The organism is Clostridioides mangenotii TR, assembly GCF_000498755.1.
GTDB lineage: Bacteria > Bacillota > Clostridia > Peptostreptococcales > Peptostreptococcaceae > Metaclostridioides > Metaclostridioides mangenotii_A.
This window is the reverse complement of the sequence record NZ_AXUS01000035.1, coordinates 1-19,513: the sequence shown is the minus strand read 5'-3', so window position 1 is coordinate 19,513 and position 19,513 is coordinate 1. Positions and strand designations below refer to the sequence as shown.

Annotated in this window: 40 protein-coding genes; all 40 read right to left on the bottom strand. The window is 28.8% G+C overall.

The features are described 5' to 3' along the window. Positions 1-141 precede the first annotated feature (141 nt). Complete coding sequence (locus T473_RS0114235; protein WP_024622494.1) at positions 142-414, bottom strand: hypothetical protein; 273 nt, start codon at positions 412-414, stop codon at positions 142-144. A 16-nt stretch (positions 415-430) separates the two neighbouring features. After that, the gene (locus T473_RS0114230) at positions 431-1,096 is read right to left on the bottom strand and encodes a metallophosphoesterase family protein (protein ID WP_024622493.1); all 666 of its coding nucleotides are present in this window, start codon (positions 1,094-1,096) and stop codon (positions 431-433) included. A 4-nt stretch (positions 1,097-1,100) separates the two neighbouring features. Next, on the bottom strand, positions 1,101-1,274 hold the full coding sequence (locus tag T473_RS18640) for a hypothetical protein (RefSeq protein ID WP_161627578.1): 174 nt from the start codon (positions 1,272-1,274) through the stop codon (positions 1,101-1,103). A 12-nt stretch (positions 1,275-1,286) separates the two neighbouring features. After that, complete coding sequence (locus T473_RS17450) at positions 1,287-1,829, bottom strand: ATP-dependent Clp protease proteolytic subunit (RefSeq protein ID WP_024622492.1); 543 nt, start codon at positions 1,827-1,829, stop codon at positions 1,287-1,289. Between the two features lie 147 nt (positions 1,830-1,976). Next, positions 1,977-2,153: a hypothetical protein gene (locus tag T473_RS18635; protein ID WP_161627577.1), complete on the bottom strand. Its 177-nt coding sequence runs from the start codon at positions 2,151-2,153 to the stop codon at positions 1,977-1,979. 33 nt (positions 2,154-2,186) lie between these two features. Continuing rightward, positions 2,187-2,450 (bottom strand): hypothetical protein, encoded by a 264-nt coding sequence (locus T473_RS0114210; protein ID WP_024622491.1) that lies wholly within the window; start codon positions 2,448-2,450, stop codon positions 2,187-2,189. A 42-nt stretch (positions 2,451-2,492) separates the two neighbouring features. Next, positions 2,493-2,984 carry a hypothetical protein gene (locus T473_RS0114205; protein ID WP_024622490.1) on the bottom strand — a complete coding sequence of 164 codons (492 nt, stop codon included), beginning with the start codon at positions 2,982-2,984 and terminating at the stop codon, positions 2,493-2,495. A gap of 22 nt (positions 2,985-3,006) precedes the next feature. Then, a complete protein-coding gene (locus T473_RS0114200; RefSeq protein ID WP_024622489.1) occupies positions 3,007-3,219 on the bottom strand; it encodes a hypothetical protein in 213 nt (70 codons plus the stop codon). A gap of 36 nt (positions 3,220-3,255) precedes the next feature. Then, complete coding sequence (locus tag T473_RS0114195) at positions 3,256-3,624, bottom strand: hypothetical protein (RefSeq protein WP_024622488.1); 369 nt, start codon at positions 3,622-3,624, stop codon at positions 3,256-3,258. 17 nt (positions 3,625-3,641) lie between these two features. Continuing rightward, on the bottom strand, positions 3,642-4,019 hold the full coding sequence (locus T473_RS0114190) for a bactofilin family protein (RefSeq protein ID WP_024622487.1): 378 nt from the start codon (positions 4,017-4,019) through the stop codon (positions 3,642-3,644). Between the two features lie 46 nt (positions 4,020-4,065). Continuing rightward, positions 4,066-4,920 carry a DNA adenine methylase gene (locus tag T473_RS0114185; protein ID WP_024622486.1) on the bottom strand — a complete coding sequence of 285 codons (855 nt, stop codon included), beginning with the start codon at positions 4,918-4,920 and terminating at the stop codon, positions 4,066-4,068. A 40-nt stretch (positions 4,921-4,960) separates the two neighbouring features. Further along, complete coding sequence (locus T473_RS0114180; RefSeq protein WP_024622485.1) at positions 4,961-5,167, bottom strand: hypothetical protein; 207 nt, start codon at positions 5,165-5,167, stop codon at positions 4,961-4,963. A 23-nt stretch (positions 5,168-5,190) separates the two neighbouring features. Beyond that, entirely contained in the window at positions 5,191-5,841 is a 651-nt protein-coding gene (locus tag T473_RS0114175) for an N-6 DNA methylase (protein ID WP_024622484.1), read from the bottom strand. A 114-nt stretch (positions 5,842-5,955) separates the two neighbouring features. Further along, positions 5,956-6,645 carry a DNA-methyltransferase gene (locus tag T473_RS0114170; RefSeq protein WP_200865903.1) on the bottom strand — a complete coding sequence of 230 codons (690 nt, stop codon included), beginning with the start codon at positions 6,643-6,645 and terminating at the stop codon, positions 5,956-5,958. 168 nt (positions 6,646-6,813) lie between these two features. Further along, positions 6,814-7,134: a hypothetical protein gene (locus tag T473_RS0114165; RefSeq protein ID WP_024622482.1), complete on the bottom strand. Its 321-nt coding sequence runs from the start codon at positions 7,132-7,134 to the stop codon at positions 6,814-6,816. A gap of 95 nt (positions 7,135-7,229) precedes the next feature. Further along, positions 7,230-7,520 (bottom strand): hypothetical protein, encoded by a 291-nt coding sequence (locus T473_RS0114160; RefSeq protein ID WP_024622481.1) that lies wholly within the window; start codon positions 7,518-7,520, stop codon positions 7,230-7,232. A 15-nt stretch (positions 7,521-7,535) separates the two neighbouring features. Then, positions 7,536-8,282, bottom strand: a complete 747-nt coding sequence (locus T473_RS0114155; RefSeq protein WP_024622480.1) for a vWA domain-containing protein — start codon at positions 8,280-8,282, stop codon at positions 7,536-7,538. A gap of 15 nt (positions 8,283-8,297) precedes the next feature. Beyond that, positions 8,298-8,708: a winged helix-turn-helix domain-containing protein gene (locus T473_RS0114150; RefSeq protein WP_024622479.1), complete on the bottom strand. Its 411-nt coding sequence runs from the start codon at positions 8,706-8,708 to the stop codon at positions 8,298-8,300. Between the two features lie 83 nt (positions 8,709-8,791). After that, positions 8,792-9,040 (bottom strand): hypothetical protein, encoded by a 249-nt coding sequence (locus T473_RS0114145; protein WP_024622478.1) that lies wholly within the window; start codon positions 9,038-9,040, stop codon positions 8,792-8,794. A gap of 63 nt (positions 9,041-9,103) precedes the next feature. Beyond that, positions 9,104-9,247: a hypothetical protein gene (locus tag T473_RS18630; protein ID WP_161627576.1), complete on the bottom strand. Its 144-nt coding sequence runs from the start codon at positions 9,245-9,247 to the stop codon at positions 9,104-9,106. 19 nt (positions 9,248-9,266) lie between these two features. After that, positions 9,267-9,440 carry a hypothetical protein gene (locus T473_RS18625; protein ID WP_161627575.1) on the bottom strand — a complete coding sequence of 58 codons (174 nt, stop codon included), beginning with the start codon at positions 9,438-9,440 and terminating at the stop codon, positions 9,267-9,269. Next, complete coding sequence (locus T473_RS0114130; RefSeq protein ID WP_024622477.1) at positions 9,425-10,330, bottom strand: hypothetical protein; 906 nt, start codon at positions 10,328-10,330, stop codon at positions 9,425-9,427. Before T473_RS0114130 ends, T473_RS18625 begins: the two co-directional genes overlap by 16 nt. Position 10,331: 1 nt before the next feature. Then, on the bottom strand, positions 10,332-10,871 hold the full coding sequence (locus tag T473_RS0114125; RefSeq protein ID WP_152522319.1) for a hypothetical protein: 540 nt from the start codon (positions 10,869-10,871) through the stop codon (positions 10,332-10,334). 89 nt (positions 10,872-10,960) lie between these two features. Further along, entirely contained in the window at positions 10,961-11,872 is a 912-nt protein-coding gene (locus tag T473_RS0114120) for a hypothetical protein (RefSeq protein ID WP_024622475.1), read from the bottom strand. After that, a complete protein-coding gene (locus T473_RS0114115; RefSeq protein ID WP_024622474.1) occupies positions 11,872-12,396 on the bottom strand; it encodes a hypothetical protein in 525 nt (174 codons plus the stop codon). Before T473_RS0114115 ends, T473_RS0114120 begins: the two co-directional genes overlap by 1 nt. Before the next feature lie 28 nt (positions 12,397-12,424). Continuing rightward, positions 12,425-13,078 carry an ERF family protein gene (locus T473_RS17445; protein ID WP_051365936.1) on the bottom strand — a complete coding sequence of 218 codons (654 nt, stop codon included), beginning with the start codon at positions 13,076-13,078 and terminating at the stop codon, positions 12,425-12,427. 21 nt (positions 13,079-13,099) lie between these two features. Then, a complete protein-coding gene (locus T473_RS0114105) occupies positions 13,100-14,035 on the bottom strand; it encodes a hypothetical protein (RefSeq protein ID WP_024622472.1) in 936 nt (311 codons plus the stop codon). A 349-nt stretch (positions 14,036-14,384) separates the two neighbouring features. After that, positions 14,385-14,588, bottom strand: a complete 204-nt coding sequence (locus T473_RS0114095) for a hypothetical protein (RefSeq protein ID WP_024622471.1) — start codon at positions 14,586-14,588, stop codon at positions 14,385-14,387. 32 nt (positions 14,589-14,620) lie between these two features. After that, the gene (locus T473_RS0114090; RefSeq protein ID WP_024622470.1) at positions 14,621-14,863 is read right to left on the bottom strand and encodes an FmdB family zinc ribbon protein; all 243 of its coding nucleotides are present in this window, start codon (positions 14,861-14,863) and stop codon (positions 14,621-14,623) included. A gap of 30 nt (positions 14,864-14,893) precedes the next feature. Further along, a complete protein-coding gene (locus T473_RS0114085; protein ID WP_024622469.1) occupies positions 14,894-15,145 on the bottom strand; it encodes a hypothetical protein in 252 nt (83 codons plus the stop codon). A gap of 44 nt (positions 15,146-15,189) precedes the next feature. Next, the gene (locus T473_RS0114080; protein WP_024622468.1) at positions 15,190-15,462 is read right to left on the bottom strand and encodes a hypothetical protein; all 273 of its coding nucleotides are present in this window, start codon (positions 15,460-15,462) and stop codon (positions 15,190-15,192) included. A gap of 21 nt (positions 15,463-15,483) precedes the next feature. Then, positions 15,484-15,798, bottom strand: coding sequence for a hypothetical protein (locus T473_RS0114075; protein ID WP_024622467.1), 315 nt, complete (start codon positions 15,796-15,798; stop codon positions 15,484-15,486). 14 nt (positions 15,799-15,812) lie between these two features. Next, the gene (locus tag T473_RS0114070; RefSeq protein WP_024622466.1) at positions 15,813-16,025 is read right to left on the bottom strand and encodes a hypothetical protein; all 213 of its coding nucleotides are present in this window, start codon (positions 16,023-16,025) and stop codon (positions 15,813-15,815) included. 24 nt (positions 16,026-16,049) lie between these two features. Beyond that, entirely contained in the window at positions 16,050-16,256 is a 207-nt protein-coding gene (locus T473_RS0114065) for a hypothetical protein (protein WP_024622465.1), read from the bottom strand. 62 nt (positions 16,257-16,318) lie between these two features. After that, positions 16,319-16,555, bottom strand: coding sequence for a hypothetical protein (locus T473_RS0114060; protein ID WP_024622464.1), 237 nt, complete (start codon positions 16,553-16,555; stop codon positions 16,319-16,321). 45 nt (positions 16,556-16,600) lie between these two features. Then, positions 16,601-16,777, bottom strand: coding sequence for a Thoeris anti-defense Tad2 family protein (locus tag T473_RS18620; protein ID WP_161627574.1), 177 nt, complete (start codon positions 16,775-16,777; stop codon positions 16,601-16,603). Beyond that, positions 16,774-16,971 (bottom strand): hypothetical protein, encoded by a 198-nt coding sequence (locus T473_RS0114050; RefSeq protein ID WP_024622463.1) that lies wholly within the window; start codon positions 16,969-16,971, stop codon positions 16,774-16,776. The genes T473_RS18620 and T473_RS0114050 overlap by 4 nt, the downstream gene beginning before the upstream one ends. A gap of 12 nt (positions 16,972-16,983) precedes the next feature. After that, positions 16,984-17,274, bottom strand: a complete 291-nt coding sequence (locus tag T473_RS0114045) for a hypothetical protein (RefSeq protein ID WP_024622462.1) — start codon at positions 17,272-17,274, stop codon at positions 16,984-16,986. A 2-nt stretch (positions 17,275-17,276) separates the two neighbouring features. Beyond that, positions 17,277-17,867: a zinc ribbon domain-containing protein gene (locus T473_RS0114040; protein ID WP_024622427.1), complete on the bottom strand. Its 591-nt coding sequence runs from the start codon at positions 17,865-17,867 to the stop codon at positions 17,277-17,279. 1 nt (position 17,868) lies between these two features. After that, positions 17,869-19,513 (bottom strand): RNA ligase (locus tag T473_RS0114035; protein ID WP_024622461.1); only part of this gene is annotated, 1,645 nt, incomplete at its 5' end.

The window sequence follows — 19,513 nt, the reverse complement described above, 5'->3', positions numbered from 1 at the left end:
TGTACCCCAACTCTGTTGATACACTATTAAAAATTCTAATTCCTACCGTTTCATGTTTAAGTCGTACCTTTGCCTTTAGCATAGCTTTTATAAAATTCAACATTTCTACTTTCTCCTTTTCTACATTAAAACATCATTTAATCAATTAGTGGAAATCCATTTGGAATGCTTGATAGCATTTACATAGATTATAAAGTCAGTTCCTGTTACATCAGGTAACTTACTTTTTGCTTTAAGTTCTTTAATTTCATCTGCTAAGTCATGCATCCATATAGCTTTAGTTTTATACTCGCCAGATGAATAAAATTTGCCATTCTGTTTGAAATAATCTAAGTAAACATCATATTCCTTATCTTCTTCATAACCAATAACCTCTAAATATCGCTCTCTCTCAATGTTATAGTTGGTATCCATTATCATTTCCCTCCTTTTAATACAATTCGATTACATCTTTGTATAAACATCTAGTCCTTAAATCCAAAATATTATAATTAATGTGCATATGTCCGAAAAACCAATATGTAAAATCTACAGTCTGTTTAATCTCATTTAAGAAATCTGCAACTTTATCAATTCTTGTATCTCCTCCAACATAATCTAATGCAACTGGATAGGAAGTATGAGTTAATATATAATCCACTTTGTTATTATGTTTTTTAAGATTCTCCCTAGCGTACTCCATTTCTTCTGCTGACGGACACTCTTCCTTCCACCATGATTTACTTTCTACTCTCCATTCTTTGTCTGTAGAATTAGCTCCACCAAATGCAAAGAATTTTTTATTATTTATGGTGTAAACTTTACCCCTCATTAGATGTATAATATTGTTTCTAATCTTGTGAACCTTTCCCCCGAACATTGTAGACACTGGAAGACTATTTAAGATTTCATGATTATCATGGTTCCCATCAATGAAATAAATATTAATACTAATCTTACTCATATAATTTATTTGTTTCTGTTCTTTCAAACTTCCATCCCATATATAACCAAAGTCTCCACAGATAAATAAATCTGTGATACCTTCCTTTCTAGCTTTATATATTTGTTGAAAGTTTAAATCCCCATGTGTATCTCCTGTAATTCCTATTCTCATTTTATTAATCCTCGCCTATATATTGATTCCCAATTTCTTCATTTAATTCAGGCTTTAGAATTCTACACACCTTAAATAAAGCGCTACAGTAATCTGATGAATCATCAAAATAAATAGCATTATTAGCTTCAGCAAATGCTTCATCTATCTTATTCATATTGTCATAACTAGAACCCATATTTATCACCTCTTATTTAATCTCTCCTTGAATTATATCTAAATCAAAAGCTTCTTCGAAATTTAACCACCAGTCTTCTTTTCTATGTTCTTCAAGTAGTTTTTGTGTTATTTTTGTTTTTTCTAAAATAATTTTATCAAGTCTTTCTTGTACTTGATTTTGATAAGAAGCGTAGTCTAAACATTCTTTTAATTTTCCATAATAACCATAACTCATTGTATGGTATAAAAAGTTAGTATTTTTACCAGCATATCGTTCATCTCCTGCTAACATTAACCAAAAACCACCTGAAGCACATAACCCAAAACCTCTTGTAATAACCTTACATTTTAATTTTGATAAGGCATCATATATCGCATTTACACCATATACCAATCCACCTACTGATGTTATATTTATTGTTAGATCTTCTAATTCTTTATAATCTTTCTTATCCGCTAGCTTTTCATTTGCTTCAATAATTTTTTTATCTTCTTGCTCTATTTTAAATACTTCTTCTAAAATAGTTTTTGTAAGTCCATCATTTATTTCACCTATTAAATTAATAACTCTCATAAATCCCCCTGTTAATTTATTTCAAATAAAAAGATTATTTCATTCTTTATATTTATTATACTTTGTTGTTACTATAATGTCAACTTAAAACATAATTATTCCTTATTTTAATATGATAAAGCCTCTAAACCTTTCATATTATATTCCCTAGTATCTATCTATTTTTATCACTTCATTAACCCTTTTTATATGTGTTATATTGTGTTCGTATATATATTCATTATCTTCTAAGTATTCTATTACCTCGTGTTTTGTTCTTGCTGTTATATAAAACTTGTATTCTTCTTCTCTCGCCTCTGCGTGAATATCCCACAAGTAATACATATTTTTTCCCCCCTTTATCTATTGATGTACTCTCTAAATTCTTTTGTATCTTGTATAATACCAGTGATAAAATTTAACGCAATACACAATCTTTTTAAATCTGTTTTTAGGTACTAATTCCCACCAATTCCACCAGAGCTTTATACCTTCTAACCCTATAAAATCATCCTTTGTTTTGTTGATTTGTTTGACTTCATTTACTTTAAAAGGACATCTTTTGAATATCTTTTTATTGTAAGTTACTTTATCCTGTTTCTTGTAATTATATTTAAAACTATAATCATACAAATCTTTCATAATACCTCCACCATAATAAATTCTGTCATTTATTTAATATTTCTAATAATTATTTTGAACATAAAAATCATTTATTAATTTTAAAGACCTAATTATTCCTACAGATTTTCTTTTATTATAATAATATTCATCATCAAGTTCGACACATGTTCTTCCATTACTTAATTTACGAGGCGGTGCTAATTTTAAATTTATGTCTAATTGTTCTAAGATTCCACTGTCTCTTAAATTAAGTATAGATTTATGTCTATCTAAAGGCGGTTCATAACCTACTACTATTAATTCATTTTTATCTAAAATCTTCTCTAATTCAGTCGCTAGTGAAATACCTATTCCCACCTTGCTGATTATTATCTTGTCATACTTAACTAAATCAATAAATTTTTTGAGCTCTTCAGCCCATATTTCATATGACATATCAACATCTAATTGTATAAGCTCTTTTATATACAATCCGTCAGCACCTATTAATGTGATGATATCTTGATTCTTTGTCCCTGAACCTAAAGCAATATCTACTGCCAATACTTTCATATTCTACCCCCTTTATTTCTTATTACCTTCCCCTTACTCCTAAACATTTTGAAAGACTATGTATTAAAATAGAATTTGCTAACTTTAATATTTGTTCTTCATTTAAACATATTGCTCCAGTTATATCCCAATCGCTTTCATCTATCTCTATATAGAACTTTTCATCAATTACATCTATTGTTATTCTTTCAGTTTTTTGCTCATTTTCAAATTGAAAAATAGTCTCTGGTTTCATATATTTTCTCCTTCTTTATTAAATCCATTATTTTAATTAATCTTCATGTAAATCTATGTAAGTAAATTTATGACTATCTAAATCATCTAAATTGTCTTCACTCAATTTCTTACCACATATGAAACAATACATAATAGGGATACTATTTGAAAAAACTTCAATATTTAAATTATTTACCTTGTGCATATAGTTAAGAATAAAATATTTACTATCATTATTTACATATCCCTCTATCCAAAAGGATTCTAAACATTGTCCTCCGCACTCAATTCCATTACCATTTTGTGCAATAGTAGCATAAGGGCAATACTCATAACAAATATTATCTAGTCTTCCTCGGCTTCTAGGCTCAACTGAAATTGAATTAATCTTACTGTTAAATAAAGCATCACAAAATCTACACATACTTTAATTTCCTCCATTTATCCAGCTGTTACATTGCCCATAGCATCAATTTTACCTGTGTGTTTTCCATTAATAGTGACATTACCCATTGCATCTATACTAGCTTCCATATCACCATATACAGTTACATTCCCACTAGCATCTATACTTTGTTTAACAGTTCCATTTACTTCTACATTTGTAGCACTTACATTTTGTGGGTTCCCATTAACTATCAAATTAACAACTTGCTTATCTTTTAATTCTTCATTCTCATATTTTTTTCCATCAATGTATACTGTACCATTTTGAATCGAAACACTTGAACCATTCGGGATATCTATTTCAACCCCATTTACATTTACTCTATTATTTCTCCCACTCATTGTTACTTTATTTTTAATATAATTTCCCATATCTTCTCCTCTTTAGCTACTAAATGAAATCCACATTTTATTTAACTTAATTAAAGATATTTAATAAATCATCTTTTCTCTTATTTTTAACAACTCCTGTAATATTCCCTTTTGATTTACCTTTTGTTATATGCACATATTTGTTCGACAATATATTACACTCTGACACATATATGGGAATATCCTTATTAATTAAGTTTACAGCTTCTATAGCATCTAAGTCGGTATTATATCCTGTTGTCCCAATATAGGGAGGATCTATATAAACTATAGAATTATTATCTATCTGTACATTTTTTAAAAACTCAATTACATCTTGATTGAAACATTTTACCTTACCACTACAATATTTTATTATATTTTTTACTCTCTCTAACATCACTTCTGGATCTGGTCGAGTTGGGTTACAAGGACTTCTTCTTACAGATGTTTCTGTTGGCATCCAATAATCTCTAAACCCATGATGTTTCCATTTATTATTTTCTGACCACAATGCTTTACCCCCAAAGCTACCACTTTGTAATAGTAAATGATGATAATCCCTTTTTTCACTTTTAAAGTCTTGAGAAAGTTGTTTTAGATAATTTTTTCTAAGTGGTTTATCTGGTACTTGGCTAATTACATTTTCAAATTCTTCTATGTTAAATTCATCATTACCTACACTTAACCAAAAGTGTCCATAATCTGATTTATCAACCATAGTGATATTGTTTGGGTCAATTCCTCTGTTTATTAATTCAAGAGTGATTGCTCCACTCCCACAACATAAGTCATAGAATTGTGTATCTTTATTAATTCCATTTTGTTCAAATATTGTATCAACTATTTTTTTCGCTAATTTTTGTTTGCCTCCTTGATAACTACAAGGAGGTGTTAATTTTATTTTTTCTTCTATCTTCATTTCTCCTTTCATTATAGATCAAAGTCAGTCAAATAATATTTTATAATTCTGTATAAGATTTTATTATTTTATTAGCCAATGTTAATGATTGTTTCTTATCTAATGTAACATCGCCCCAATTAACTTTATTACTATCAATCAATGTTACTTGTCTCTTATTTCCATCTTTATGTACATATAAAGTCATTCTATTTTTACCTTTACTTTCTTTATGTTCATATAGTTTTTCTTTATCTATTTTTCTCATCCCCCACCTACTTGTTTTTATATCTATATATAATTATCTAGAACACTCAATTCACTTTCAATATGAATAATAGGCTCACCCTTCCATGACTTAACATTAAAATAATGTTCAACTTCTTGGCTGCGCGGCATTACATTTAGACTACTAAACCTTAAAAAGTCATTTTTATCATTTTGTATAAAATAAATATTGTTTACTTCTCTTGACAACGAATCCCCATGTATTACAATCGCATTCATTCCACGTATACATAGGTTAAACAGTAAAAATGGTAGAGCTCTATCAGATAGTTCTTCACATTGATAAAAATAATTACTTGGGTAGTATTCAAATGGAGACACATGTATCATATCCTGATACCATTTTTGTATTACAATACCACCTGTTCCAGCACAAACATCTAATGTGGAATTTGTATTCCCTACTAATTGCTCAATCAATTTCGTTACTTGCCCAGGTGTAAAATCCTGTTTTTTAGTTTTTCTATCCGCATGTTCTTCTTCAAAACATTGAGCGAACCAATCAAAATCAATTCTTTTTTCTTCCTTTAAGAATTTTTTAAAAAGTATTTCTCTTTTTTCTTTATCAAAGATTATTTCAAATAGTTTAATTGGGGCATAATAAAATTCGTCAATCTCAAGCAAACTATTTATTTTATTTGTTGTTATTCCCAATATGTATTTTTACCTTTCCTTTATATTAATCTGCGATAGAAACAAAGTTCGTTCGCAAAAACCAAAACCCTTTATTATCAATACTTATAGCTATCTTAAAATAAAAATGTTATTTTATGATATTTTATTTAATACTCCTAATCTATCTTTAACACGTTGATTTGCCAGATCATAATATCTTTTTTCTAATTCAAAACCAATATAACTTCTATTAGTATTAATACATGCTATTGCTGTAGTTCCACTCCCTATGCAATTGTCTAGGACAACATCTCCCTCATATGTGTAAGTTTTTATTAAATACTCAAACAATAATATAGGTTTTTGTGTGGGATGTATTTTTTCTTTATCATGAGAAAATTCTAATAATTGAGTAGGATAATTTGTATACTTTTGTATATATTGATTAGATTTCAACTCTCCCCAATTATTACCCATAGAAGCTCTTTTATTTAATTTTTCATATAACTTTAAACCTTGTGGGTTAAATACAGGTTGTTTTTTGTAAAAAACACTAATATTCTCATGTTTTTTTAAAGGTCTTTTATTTGCTAATTGGAAGCCCGTTGAATTATTTTTTATCCATATCCATTCATATTTAAATAACTTTAAATTACTATTATTTAATATTGTTGTGAAAGGCTGGCTACATGTTAAAATTATTGCCCCGTTATCCTTTATTATTCTTTCATACTGCTCCCATAAATCATGTAGTGGGATTATAGTATCCCATTTATTTTTAGTGGTTCCATAGGGTAAATCACATAGAATCATATCAATTGACTTATTTTTTATTAATTTCATACCTTCTATACAATCCATATTGTAAATCTTATTTATATCTATCAAACATCTACTCCTTTTAAATAAAAATACTATTTTATCTCTTCCCATATATACTTATATTTTTTTAATACTTTTCTCTTTAAAAAATCCCCTGATTTATATTTCTATCCTAATAAATCCACATTTTTAATTCCCCTCTATTTCAAATTTATAATCAATTTTCTCTAATAATCTTTTTAATGTTAATCCTACATACGGATGATAGTCATCATAAACCCCCTTAGAAATATCTTCTGCCATTATAATATAGGTTAACGGATTATTATCTTCATAAAATTCATCTTCTTTGTCTAATACTATATTCTCAAAACTAATAAAATCCCATCCACAAGGATGATAGTCACAAGGGATATAAATGCCATCTGCGAAACTCCTAGATCCATTTACTAAATATTCAAGCCCACCTTCACTATTCAAAAAATCACTATCTTTTCTCTCAAAATACATACATTAATCCTCCCAGATCACTTCAGGATAAATTTCTTTTACGGTACCATTTTTAAATATATATCTCCAGTTTGCATTATCTTCTCCGACATATTCTATATACCATCTTCTATATATGGGGCTATCACTGAGAATATTTCCAAATCATTACCTAATTTCTCTCCCCCAAAGAAATCAATATAGCTAACTCCTTCATTTGTGTAAACTGGATATCTTATAGCATCCATAACTTCTTCAATATTGTCCGCATCTAAAATATCATCGGGATATATCCACATTGTATCGGACTTTGCCTTCACCCAATGTTTTAAACTATCTGTAATAACCTTATAATTTTCTTCTTTTATTCTTATTGTAGATTTTTTCATCTCTATACAGTAACCCATAATTATCCTCCTAAATTAACCTATGACCCCAGTGTTTTTTGCTTCTTGACACCATGTTGGGTATTCAAATAATATTTTTTCATATAATTTCTCATCGGATAAACTATTTATATCATTTACTGAGAAAAAATTAGCATTATCTATTTTTCTACCTGACATAGTATCTAATTTTTCTAAATATTTGAACTCACTATTCCCTAAACCTAAAAATTGCCAGAATATTGGTTCATGAGATGCATCTTTCATTATCTGATCTGTCTCAGGCTTATCAAAATTGTCACCATCTGTAATAAATAAAACATAGTTAGGTAATTCGCTTTTTTCCTCTTTAGTGTATTTCTTTACGACATCTCGCATTACTGGAGCATATTCTGTGCCACCCATTCCATATCTCTCAAGTATTCTTTCATTCTTTATGTAATTATTAAAATTATTTAAATTAATAGATTTAATTCTTTTAAAGTTATTTTCAAACAACCATACATCTAATTCTCCATCGTCATCAAATTGTATGGCCAAAGGTAATATTTTTTCTATAACTGACTGAACTGTGCCATTGTTATATAAACGTCTCATAGATCCAGAGTAATCTAATACTAATGCGACTCTCGCTTTATCTGGGACTGGGTTCTTTTGTAAAGATATAGTTTTCTTTACTAGGTCAACCCTTTTTTCTATTTCTACATCTCTCATATCTCTTACCTTAATACCGCTTAAATCTAAACCTTCGCTTTTCCCTAGCATTTTATTGAAAATTCCCATAATTTCTCCTCCAATTTATTTAAACATATATCCACGCTTACCAATTGTGTGTATGAATTTAACATCTAATTTTTTATCTATTTTATTTCTTAAATAACTAACATAAACTGATACGACATTAGTGTTAGAGTAGTATTCACTCCCCCAAACATTGGCACTAATTTCTTCTATAGTTAAAATTCTATTTTCGTTTTGCATAAAAAACTTTAATAAATTAAATTCTGTTTCAGTTAATTTAATTTCATATTTTTTAAACTTCGTTTCCTGCTTTGAAATATCTATTGTTAACCCTCTTTTACTAAAAGTTGTAGAGTTTACACTTTCTACATAATTCAGAATCGATTTCAATAATTTAGGTCGATCTTTATTACTATTAATAGCAGTTATTAAATTATTATAAACATCATTTCCACTAACTAATTCCAATTTAATCCCCCTTAAATTAAGATTCTTTACTCACATAATGGTTGCAAATCTTTTTTCTATAAAACACCTCTTTTATTCCTTTTTTATTCAAATAGATCCATAGAAATCATATCTAAAGCTTGAATGCTTACTGTGCTTGCTTTGAATTTATCACTGCCGTCTAATCTGATTCCAAACTCATCGGCGTCTATAATTTTACCGACATATTCTATCCTGTTTTTTTTGTATGATGAATATCCTTCATACTCTTCAGAAACAATTTTTACAATGTCTCCAGTCCAAAATACATCTCCATTTTTTAATTCAATTCTTTGTTTTATCTCACTTATCATAATTTCCCCCTATAATTTTATTTCACTTATTTCCCCTATTCTAAAATAAATTCACAATTTTATTTACTCTTCAAATGAAATATAAAATTCTCTATTAGGGAAACGTCCCTTTACTATCATTAAATCTTTGTAAGCAAGCTCTTTATCTTCATAATTACGATAAACTTGATGATATCTATTGTTTATGACTTCAAATATTACGTACATCTTTTTCTCCCCTTTCTTACTATGCCTGAAGATTATTAATACAAATTCTATCTTTTAACAATTCTTCAAATATTTTTTTACCATTATCTATAGGACTATCTTTATAGTCTAACAGCCCTTTCGTATCCCATATTAATGTTACTTTTACTAAACCCTTAATATCTTGTATCATCCTTACTATTTTTTCATCCATTCTATCGACTCTAAATCTCCGTGCTGCTTAAACTGTTTATCATAAGCAATTATAATTTCTTCGACTCCCGCATCAAGTAATATTTTCTTTTGCATTCTGCTGAAGTTACTACCACATCCGGCCACAGAACAATTATTGTTTCTATAGATACTATCCATCTGTAACACAGACTTCTCACCTTCAAATAAAATGGCTTTTTTATCTCTAATAATTGCATTTTTGGTAAAATTAAACCCATATAAATTCGCTCCTGTTTTATGGTTATAACAAACTCCCTTATACCATAAAGGATTATACTTTCCATAGTGCTCAATTTTATATGGGTCTAAATTACGTACTCTAATTCCTATAGTTCTTTCATCACTATCCCAAGAAAAATGTGGGATAATTATTTGCCTATTATTTGAATCAAAATGTATATTAAATTTCTTCATTGTATTAAATTTTATATTTTCTGTATTCCATTCAGGTATATCAACTTGAGAGAATAAAGTATGCAAATATGGTTTATCAACTGTTTCAAGATGTTCTATTTCAACTTCTGTTACATCTGTGTGTTGTATCTTTTTAATTGCAGATCCGAAACCTTTTTTGGGTTCAAATTCACAGCCATATCCAAGTATTTTTTGAATATACTTTTTAGATTCAGTAAAATCAAAATTTCTTGATTTCATTACTAAATCATATAAAGACATTGACCCACATTTTGAATAACAGAAGAATTTCTTATTTGATTTGTAGTAATATAATTTGTTACTATCTCCAGTTGTTGGATGACATGCAATAGTATTAAAAATCATCTTCTCTTCATCTTCCTCGAATAAAGGGCTCCCCAATTCACCCAATATTCTGATAATATCGGTTTCTTTTATTTTCTCTATTAAATCCATATCAATAACTCAACTGACCCTTATATACGCTTTCTAATTGTCCAATTTCTTTAAAATATCCTGATTTATTATCAAACTCATATAATAATGACAGACTATCATCACCTTCTCTATTCTTATCTAGCTGCATATATCTATATTTTTTATTTGGATCTAAATCTTTTAAGTACTCTTTTGACCATTTGTTTGTTGGTTTATCCTTAATCAGTTTATATGGCCTCATATACATTTTATCTTTTGGATCTAATTCCTCTGGTAGTACTTTTCTCATTAATACAATAGAGTTTGCAACTTCTTTTATTTGTTTACTCGCACTTAAACAAGCACTTGTGAGATATGAGACTTTTCCTTCCATATATGTTGCCAACTGTACTGGACATATGATCTTCATATTCATCTTTGTTCCAAACTTATCAAGTTTTCTACTATCTCTTACTAACTCTCCTGTTACTGTTCCCGATGTAGGGTCATCAACTTTCATAGTCTCATATATCAAGGTGTCATAACCTTCAGCTAGACATAATTGTTTACCTAGTTTCATTACCTTGTCAACATCTGGCTCATCTATATTTGCAAAGTTTAATTTATTATAAATATGATCTTTTAGAAATTCATTCGCTTTCTCTACAACTATAGTTTCATCTTTGCTGAAACTCCATTTTTTATCTTATTTCTATCAATAGTTAAACAGTTAAACACTTCTCTACAAATGAATGACAATAAGATTGCTTTATAATACTTACTTGTTTGTTCATTACTAACTATTATCACTTTACTACCATTAGTTACTAAGGCTAGTGCATATGATACTAATGAAAATGTTGTTTTACCTGTTCCAGAAAATCCCCCTACGAAATGAACCCCATTCTTTGAATTTAAACCTGTCATTGCTGCATTCAGTATTTTCGACCCTAGTATATATCTTTCTCTTCCCTCTTCATCAACCCAACTTAGTATTTTTGCAAAATCAGTACCAAGATTTTCTCCCTTATCTATTTCTTGCTTGTCCTCTTCTGTGTAATACAATTGCTCAATCTTCACATCTTCCCCAACCATATTTAAAGCTGAATCAGAAAGTAACATTTGATAAAAGTCATATACTTCATTAGCAGTCATTTCTTTAAAGATCTCTATGGGGGTTAGGGTATTTCCTTTAAATTCTATTTCTCTCGTAGGATCTATCCCTAAATTATAATATTTATATAAAAGATTAGCCTTGGCCAAGTCGCCATAATACTTATTAAAATTTTCTAAACTTACATTTTCCTTTGCTTTTCGTACTGATTCATATCCACCAAATTCCTCATATTTTTCCATCAGTAAATGATGTTTTTCTAAGAAGTTAGAGATAGATACTTCATCGAATATTCTATATCCAATACTCATCTTATTTGCTATTGAATAATAAAAAGCACTTTTCTTATCCTTGAAATCATCCTCTTTAAGATTTGTATCTGCAAATAAAGATAAATCTTTCATTAAGCAGCTAACTACCAATCTTTCAGTTGATGTCCTGCCTTTTGTTATTTCGACTATTCCCATTAAAGAATCCCCTTAAGCTTACTCATTAAACCTTTTCTTTCAACTTTATTTACAATTATTTCTTCATCTCTATCTTCTTCCATATAACTATTTTCTATTTGCTCTATTTTTTTATTATTATTTCTTATCATATATAGCTGTTTCGAAGTATCTCTTATACTATTTTTCAAAATTCCAAAAATATATCTTAATTGTGAAGTCTCATTCTCCCCAACTAACTTAGTAGACAATGCCCATTCTATATCCTTTTCCTTGACCAATAAGCAATTATAAATTTCTTCATTTGAATAACCACTTATCTGATTATATAAAATCCATTTATAATTGTTTATAATTGGATCTCCTCCAAATATATCATCGAGTTTCAAACTGAACTTATTCCTGTATTCTATTTGACTGCGAAAATCTTCATATTCTTTTTGGCTACAGTAATATTCATTTTTATTAGAGTTGTTCACTACTTTATAGGCAATATCTGTAGTTAGGGAGGCCTTACATATTCTACATTTACATTTTCTTGCCATATAAAAACCTCCCTTTATATCAAATTAATTATAAACTTCCTATTCCTTTTTTAACTTTTGTTGGCTTTTTTGCTTCTAGTTTTTCAACGACACTTGTTGCTTCATCCCCATCATCATCCTTTGCAAAAGCCAAACCAAATAAACTATTTAATCCATATCTGCATAAATAAGTACTTAATGATCCATACTCTTGAATATTTCTTCTCTCAGGTTCTGCGGGAAAAATATTCGACTCAATATATTGTCCAGAAATATGCATTAGCATTGTTTTTACATATATTTTTCCATTACCTGCATCGGGTATAGATTGAGTCACTGTTAAATTATGCTTATGAAGTATTGGTCTTAATGCAGTACGGATATCATCTAAATTGGCATAATCACTTTTAAAGAACGGATTTTTGCTATTTTTTTCTATACTTTCTATCTCTCCATTAGCAGCAACTAAAGCTTTGATAATCTCAACGTTCTCTTCACTCATCACCATACCTGGTAATGTCCCAGTATTCGATTCTTCTATGTACTTGCTTAATTTTTCTAAAACATTATTATGTTCATTTATAGTTTTTGTTAATTGCTTTATTTCCCTTTTTATTGAATCTAATCCGTCTTTTCTATCTATATCTTTTTTTAGATTTTCAAGTTCGCTATTTAAATCTATTTTTAATTCTTTTTCGCTCATATACTATACTCCCCCTAGTTATTAAAATGGTAGTTCTTCATCTTCTTGATCTGCAACCACTCCATTTTTTTCAATATCACTTAACTTAGACTTCTCTAGATCTTTATTAAGTTTATCTATCATTTCCTTTATCTTATATTTTGTAAAAGGTGTCCCATCTGTGCTATCTAATGCTTCATATCCCCCAGTTATGTTGTAATATTTAACAACCCTATTTAATCCATTCTCACGAATATACTTCCTTTTTTCATTTTCCTTTATAATAGCATCTCTTGCAGATCCAATCCCTTTAACTTCTAAAGAATCTAAATCCATGCTTGAAATATCTACTTCTACAACTTCTTGATTAACATTACCCTCCATTGGAATAATATCCCCAATATTAAAAGTATCTAAAAAAGCCTTTTGTAACTCCTCATCTATGATAAACAGATCAACATTATATCCTAATATTGATTTTTGAGTCATATAATCATTTACAAGGCCTTTAACTATAACCTTATCTTCTGTTTCAATAATATCTTTTATATATACATGTGATTTCCAGTTAGCCCCAATGTTCTTTTGCTTACTTACACCATCCCAACTTAGTTTGAGTCTTACTGAGTTATGTAACTTACCATTTGAATAATATTCATTACTTCCCATTTTGCATATACATGTTATTATTGTCCCAACCTTATTCTCAGCCCTTGTTTCATATGTCTTGTATCTTTTTATTGCCTTTTTAACATGCGGCCTTACATCACCTTCCATGTCTAAAGTGCTATTAAAAAAGTCAACTGTTACTATTTCATTATTTTCTGGATTTTCTTTATCCTCTTTCACAAGTATGTCGTATTTAAATGTTAACATTTCATTTTCCTTGCCTTCATTTATAACTTTCCAATCATACTTATTAAGCAACTCCCCAGTTATCCAAACACTGTTATAATCTACTCTTTTCTCTTTATCCATTCTATCCCTTTCTGTACTAATGTTTTATTCTCTCTATGTTCCCTAAATTCCATACTGCTTCCAATATAGTTCCAGCAGCTTCAACTAGCAGACCTTTGTTGTAATCACTAATTTTAATACTTGAATCAAGCTTGATATATAACGAGGCTCACCTTGTTCATCTTCCCCCAAAATTACCTTACCAATTTCAAAATCCCCCATGACCACCTCGTATGTTTAATATCTTAATCTCTAAATTCATTATACTAAGTTGTTACTATAATGTCAACCTATATTATAAAAATTGTTGCTATAATATTAACTCGAGTAATTTATAAATAAATTACTTTTTTTATTTACTTCTTACAATCTACTGCCAATTACTGTAATCTTCTATATCTTTATCATCCAATACGCATATATAGCTAATAGGAGCTATGTTTTTTAAAAACTCTTCTTGCTCCTCCACCATTAAATGATATGTTTCTAAAAACCTTTTTTCATCATCAGATAATTTTGAAGCATCGTATCCAAGAAATCTAGTATCTCTATCAACTCGATCTAATTTATCCATTTATCTCTCCTTTATTTAATTAAAACAATATACTAGTGTGCAATAATTTGTGAGCATCTCCCATTTTTAAATATCTTAGTGCTATGTTTTTGACCACAATGAGGACAAGTTGTAATACGCTTTTTGAAACTCTCTAATAAATAAAAAGGCTGCCCACACTTAAAACACTTCCATTTTGGATAATATTTAAAATCTTCCCCAGTTTCTTTATATCTAAGAACTTGATCCTTATCTTCTACAACTATGTTTTTCTCAATTAATGATATGTAATCCATGATTTCTCCTTATATTTTAATAATTCTTCATTACATAGTCCTATTGTATAAGTCTACTATATAACACTCTAAACTTTGCAATCCATACACCCAATCATCAGTTTCTTTCTTCTCCATAGGAAATATTGTTTCACTAAGACAACTTGATAAATGTTTACATGTAATTAATATCTTATCATTCTCAAGCAAACTAACTAAAAATATTGGTTTACATTCATCGTTTTGATATTTTTCTTGAACGAGATTGTCTACTTGCATTTGTATAGTTTCAATTATATCCAATTCTTTTCCCCCTTTATAATAAAACAATTCTTTTATCTTAACAGCTAGTCCTCTTCTGCTTTTTCAAACCCAAGTTCAAATATATTCTTATTCTGAACGATCTTATTCCCATTTTCAGCATAAATTATTACATCATCTTCAGTTATAAATGAATGCCCTGATTCAGTTTTTACATATGGAGAACCATTCTCACAGATAGAACATTCCCTATATTCTTTTGTACAATTTACATCACAGATATATCCATCTTCCATTCCCTTACCCTTAACGTAGGGATCAGCTTCTACAGTCATTCTTTTTCTAATATATAGCCCCATTTTTTTCACTCCTTTTTTAATTTATTCTCCTAATTTTGCCAACTTTTTAGCAACTTCTTTATTTTTTATATCGTCTTCTATTATTTTCACTGCTCTAATAGTTTGTTCAACTATTTTTTCTATCTCTCTCATTGCTTCCCTTGGATTCTTATAATTTCCATAGTCTTCCAAATTATAAGGATAATGCTTATTGTTAAGCACTTCAGATACACAATAATATAACTTTCCATGTCTATCTATAAAAATATCTATCATAAAATAACGATTAGCAATAAATATACTTTTCCAATTCCCTAAACATTGCAACACTTCTATCTTTTCTTGATATTTTTTCATTTTATTTTACCTACCTATAATATTTCTTCTAGCTTATCAAATAATTCGTCAAACTTATCATCCCAACTTGAGATATAATCCCATTGTTCATCTGTAGCATTATCTGTTAATTCTTTTAATCTTTCGTTATATTTTGGTAAAATGCTTCCTTCTTTTACTATTATTTTTAATGTTTGAACCATATTGGCTAATATTACCTTTACTTCCTCAAACTCTTTCTCATTCATTTTATAGACTCCTCCTTATAAATATTATTGATTTTTTATCTGATTCTTTATAATTCCATAACTATCTACTCCTAAACAGAAAAAGAACACTACAAGCATTATTATGAATACACTTAATAAATATTCTTTAATAGCTAAAAGGTGTATTATCTCTGAGAATCCTGCTATACACACTAAACAGCTTACTATAAGGCATAATAAATTCCAAAACCCCTTTATATTCTCTTTCATTTTTATCTCCCTAAATGAAATATTTATTTTATTGAATATTCTTTAATTCAAAATATTTTAATCTATCTACGCCTAAACACATCAACTTTTCCACAACAGGTACACTTCCAAACTTCTTCTAAAAACATGCCCTCTTCTTTGTTTATATTTGTTCTAAAACCTAAAAATTCATGTTCTTCAAACCCCTCGCAATGAGGACAACCAAACTGAACTACCATAGTTGTTTCTGTTGGATACTCTCTATTTTCATCACCATATTTTAACTTCTTAATAAAGTCCTCTTGGCTTACTTCTACCATAATCAACCTCCGTATTATCCTATCTTATAGAATAAAAATATTATTTTATTTTACAACTTCCCAATCACTATATAGTTTTGATAATTGTATTGGACAAGTGTTATAATTTTTATTGACTATTGTTCCTGTCCTACCTAACATAATATAGTCCCCCTTATCCCAAACCTTTCTTCTTATCTTATTACCTTTTTGTAAATACTTAATTGCTTCCCATGTATTCATATTACCGCTCCTTGACATAAGTCTATTCCAAGCATTATTTCTTTCGCATTACTCTCTAAACATACAATAGCGTCTTTTATTTCTTTATCATAGCTTATATATGGTTGTGACCACCATTCAAAAGAATCTCTTGCTTCAATTAAACTTAATATCTCTTGCACATCTTTTAATTTTACATACTTTTCTTTTTTCATAGTGAGATCTCCTTATTCTTTTTCAGCAACTTCTAATATTGTACCGTTCACTCCACCGTAATCATTAATTAAACTATCTTTTTGGGTTTTATCGAAAAAGAAATACTCTATTCCTATATCATTATTTGAAATAAACTCCTCAATTAAATCAACAAATTTCATATTATTTTTAAAATTATCATCCTCAAGTATTATCCACCATACTTCTGTATTATCTGGTTCAGGGAAACACACCATAATAGAATTACAGATAGTGTCCAATAAAAGTTCATCAATAAATTTTAATAATTTAAGCTCTCTCATTTCTACCTCACCTCTTTTTCTGCAAAACTCCAATCACCATCTTCATCAAATTGAAGAACTCCACCTCGGTTAATCATATTTTGGAAATAACCTCTTATAGAAGCTACTTCACAGCTACGTTCTCTATTTCTTTTGCACATAAGAGAATCTATATCTTCTCCATTTTCTATAAGCGTTTCTACTAGTTCATCAAAGTCTCTTTCCTTATTTTTCAACTCTCTTATTACAAACTCCATAGTAGGTTTGTCTAATTCAAGAGTTTCAACAATATCAATTTCTTTATTTCTTATTTCTTTTGTACAATATCCTCTACATTCAAGTTCATTTAATAAATCTTGAATATCCACTTCCGACAAATTAACCTTTCCAAATCCCCATTCTTCTTTTGCACATTTTGGACAGAATATTTCTTCTTCGTCAAAGACACCTTCAAGACCATGAAATATTTTTCCGCAATTAGTACATTCTGCACTCCAATCTCCATAGTCGTCTTCTTTTTTATCTTCTATGTCATTGGTTTTATTGAATCCAAAAGCTTCATTTAATTCTTCAATTGGTGCTGTTTTTAACCATTCCATTGCTTCTTCAAACATCTTATTTCACCCTAAACATTTCTCTTAAAGTTATAATATCTTTTCCAACTATTTCTTCTTTAGGTTGATTTCTTAACCATCCATAGAATAAATTGGTTTCAGGATTGTTTAAAGCCCCTGTATAAGATATATGATTATATTTCATAAAAGTCTGAGACACACCTCTTAATAATTTCCATTGTTTATAATAATGCAATTTAGACTTAGTCATAAAACTATTTTTACCTTCATAAACATATCCCTCTATGTGTTCTAATCCATTATGCTTATAGTTTTCTTCATTAGTTGTATTTATTCTCTCATACAGCTCTGACCAATTATTTATTGTGCAAGTTCTCTCTTTTACTTTAAGATTAGTTTCCTTTCCTATTTTAATTAAATCATCATAAGATAATTGATTAAATTCTACTTCATTCTTTACAACAGCTATTAGAACTACAAATGGTTTATCATATTTGATTATATGTGGATCATTAATAGGGTCAATAACTTCATATATAAAAGTGCTTTTGTGTTCTTTTATTAAATTTTTAATATACCCTCTTTGTTCATCTGTAGTAGAGTCTTCAAATATTTGTTTGAACCACTTTGCATGTTCACTCTCTAATGAAGATTTGGAAGCATATATTAACTCATCTTCAAAAACACTCTGTAAACCTAAGAATCCATTGTATTTTAAGTATTCATTCACAGGGAACTCCATAGAACGTTTTAAATTATGTAATTTAGTATTCTCTCTTTCCTTTATATTGAAGAATTTATCATAACTTCTCATTATTATTTCTTTGGTTTCATTATTAAAAAATAACCCTCTAGCTTTAATTGTCTGGCTATCCCATAGTCTTCCTTTAAATACTGCATTTTTAAAATTAAAAGCCGATATTGGATATTTTTTTGATTTCTTCTCTGCTACTAAAGAGTTGTCTTGCATTAGATTAAACATCATTTCTTGTGTTACAACCTCTAAGTTATTTGCATCTATTGCCTCTCCTGCTGAAAATACATCATTTTGTATTTCAATTGTTTCAAAACCTTTTTTGTCTAGAGTTACAATTCTTAGATGACCACCCATCTCAACTCCACCTTCTAGATTAAAACATCTATTTGTGCATCTTACAGGCAAATCTTCTATGTTTCTATGACCATGTATTTGATAATAATTGCTTGGCATATTTGTTTCAAAAGCTAAATCAACAGCTAAAGAATCTTCATATTTACCAACACCCCTTATCATATCTACAGTAGGCATAAACAAGGTATTTTCTATTATCTTAGGAACTCCACCATGGGTAACCATAGTCACTTTATCTCCATAGTTATAGTAAGCAAATTGTCTTAATTTCCTACAAAACTTTCTTGCTTCTTTTTTAGATACTTGTCCACCTTCTATCTCTGGTAAAGTAGCCTTAAAAGTTGCTGGTAACTCACTATATATATCATTAGCCCAATTTCTTAAATGTATTTCATGGTTACCCTCTAAAAATATAATGTTACTTTTAGAAGATAAATCAAACAAATAATTTAAAGTCTCTTTATTTTCTATTCCTCTATCTGTATAATCTCCAGTAAATATGTATAAGTCTTCTTCATTGTTAACTTTCGTCATATATTTTTTTAAAACTGTATAACAACCATGAACATCACCA

Bases quoted from the DNA above. Each gene is read 5' to 3' on its own strand.
- T473_RS0114235 (WP_024622494.1), bottom strand. From the start codon at position 414: ATGGATACCAACTATAACATTGAGAGAGAGCGATATTTAGAGGTTATT.
- T473_RS0114230 (WP_024622493.1), bottom strand. From the start codon at position 1,096: ATGAGAATAGGAATTACAGGAGATACACATGGGGATTTAAACTTTCAA.
- T473_RS18640 (WP_161627578.1), bottom strand. From the start codon at position 1,274: ATGGGTTCTAGTTATGACAATATGAATAAGATAGATGAAGCATTTGCT.
- T473_RS17450 (WP_024622492.1), bottom strand. From the start codon at position 1,829: ATGAGAGTTATTAATTTAATAGGTGAAATAAATGATGGACTTACAAAA.
- T473_RS18635 (WP_161627577.1), bottom strand. From the start codon at position 2,153: ATGTATTACTTGTGGGATATTCACGCAGAGGCGAGAGAAGAAGAATAC.
- T473_RS0114210 (WP_024622491.1), bottom strand. From the start codon at position 2,450: ATGAAAGATTTGTATGATTATAGTTTTAAATATAATTACAAGAAACAG.
- T473_RS0114205 (WP_024622490.1), bottom strand. From the start codon at position 2,984: ATGAAAGTATTGGCAGTAGATATTGCTTTAGGTTCAGGGACAAAGAAT.
- T473_RS0114200 (WP_024622489.1), bottom strand. From the start codon at position 3,219: ATGAAACCAGAGACTATTTTTCAATTTGAAAATGAGCAAAAAACTGAA.
- T473_RS0114195 (WP_024622488.1), bottom strand. From the start codon at position 3,624: ATGTGTAGATTTTGTGATGCTTTATTTAACAGTAAGATTAATTCAATT.
- T473_RS0114190 (WP_024622487.1), bottom strand. From the start codon at position 4,019: ATGGGAAATTATATTAAAAATAAAGTAACAATGAGTGGGAGAAATAAT.
- T473_RS0114185 (WP_024622486.1), bottom strand. From the start codon at position 4,920: ATGAAGATAGAAGAAAAAATAAAATTAACACCTCCTTGTAGTTATCAA.
- T473_RS0114180 (WP_024622485.1), bottom strand. From the start codon at position 5,167: ATGAGAAAAATAGATAAAGAAAAACTATATGAACATAAAGAAAGTAAA.
- T473_RS0114170 (WP_200865903.1), bottom strand. From the start codon at position 6,645: ATGAAATTAATAAAAAATAAGTCAATTGATATGATTCTATGTGATTTA.
- T473_RS0114165 (WP_024622482.1), bottom strand. From the start codon at position 7,134: ATGTATTTTGAGAGAAAAGATAGTGATTTTTTGAATAGTGAAGGTGGG.
- T473_RS0114160 (WP_024622481.1), bottom strand. From the start codon at position 7,520: ATGGGTTACTGTATAGAGATGAAAAAATCTACAATAAGAATAAAAGAA.
- T473_RS0114155 (WP_024622480.1), bottom strand. From the start codon at position 8,282: ATGGGAATTTTCAATAAAATGCTAGGGAAAAGCGAAGGTTTAGATTTA.
- T473_RS0114145 (WP_024622478.1), bottom strand. From the start codon at position 9,040: ATGATAAGTGAGATAAAACAAAGAATTGAATTAAAAAATGGAGATGTA.
- T473_RS18630 (WP_161627576.1), bottom strand. From the start codon at position 9,247: ATGTACGTAATATTTGAAGTCATAAACAATAGATATCATCAAGTTTAT.
- T473_RS18625 (WP_161627575.1), bottom strand. From the start codon at position 9,440: ATGGATGAAAAAATAGTAAGGATGATACAAGATATTAAGGGTTTAGTA.
- T473_RS0114130 (WP_024622477.1), bottom strand. From the start codon at position 10,330: ATGGATTTAATAGAGAAAATAAAAGAAACCGATATTATCAGAATATTG.
- T473_RS0114125 (WP_152522319.1), bottom strand. From the start codon at position 10,871: ATGAAACTAGGTAAACAATTATGTCTAGCTGAAGGTTATGACACCTTG.
- T473_RS0114120 (WP_024622475.1), bottom strand. From the start codon at position 11,872: ATGGGAATAGTCGAAATAACAAAAGGCAGGACATCAACTGAAAGATTG.
- T473_RS0114115 (WP_024622474.1), bottom strand. From the start codon at position 12,396: ATGGCAAGAAAATGTAAATGTAGAATATGTAAGGCCTCCCTAACTACA.
- T473_RS17445 (WP_051365936.1), bottom strand. From the start codon at position 13,078: ATGAGCGAAAAAGAATTAAAAATAGATTTAAATAGCGAACTTGAAAAT.
- T473_RS0114105 (WP_024622472.1), bottom strand. From the start codon at position 14,035: ATGGATAAAGAGAAAAGAGTAGATTATAACAGTGTTTGGATAACTGGG.
- T473_RS0114095 (WP_024622471.1), bottom strand. From the start codon at position 14,588: ATGGATAAATTAGATCGAGTTGATAGAGATACTAGATTTCTTGGATAC.
- T473_RS0114090 (WP_024622470.1), bottom strand. From the start codon at position 14,863: ATGGATTACATATCATTAATTGAGAAAAACATAGTTGTAGAAGATAAG.
- T473_RS0114080 (WP_024622468.1), bottom strand. From the start codon at position 15,462: ATGGGGCTATATATTAGAAAAAGAATGACTGTAGAAGCTGATCCCTAC.
- T473_RS0114075 (WP_024622467.1), bottom strand. From the start codon at position 15,798: ATGAAAAAATATCAAGAAAAGATAGAAGTGTTGCAATGTTTAGGGAAT.
- T473_RS0114070 (WP_024622466.1), bottom strand. From the start codon at position 16,025: ATGAATGAGAAAGAGTTTGAGGAAGTAAAGGTAATATTAGCCAATATG.
- T473_RS0114065 (WP_024622465.1), bottom strand. From the start codon at position 16,256: ATGAAAGAGAATATAAAGGGGTTTTGGAATTTATTATGCCTTATAGTA.
- T473_RS0114060 (WP_024622464.1), bottom strand. From the start codon at position 16,555: ATGGTAGAAGTAAGCCAAGAGGACTTTATTAAGAAGTTAAAATATGGT.
- T473_RS18620 (WP_161627574.1), bottom strand. From the start codon at position 16,777: ATGAATACATGGGAAGCAATTAAGTATTTACAAAAAGGTAATAAGATA.
- T473_RS0114050 (WP_024622463.1), bottom strand. From the start codon at position 16,971: ATGAAAAAAGAAAAGTATGTAAAATTAAAAGATGTGCAAGAGATATTA.
- T473_RS0114045 (WP_024622462.1), bottom strand. From the start codon at position 17,274: ATGAGAGAGCTTAAATTATTAAAATTTATTGATGAACTTTTATTGGAC.
- T473_RS0114040 (WP_024622427.1), bottom strand. From the start codon at position 17,867: ATGTTTGAAGAAGCAATGGAATGGTTAAAAACAGCACCAATTGAAGAA.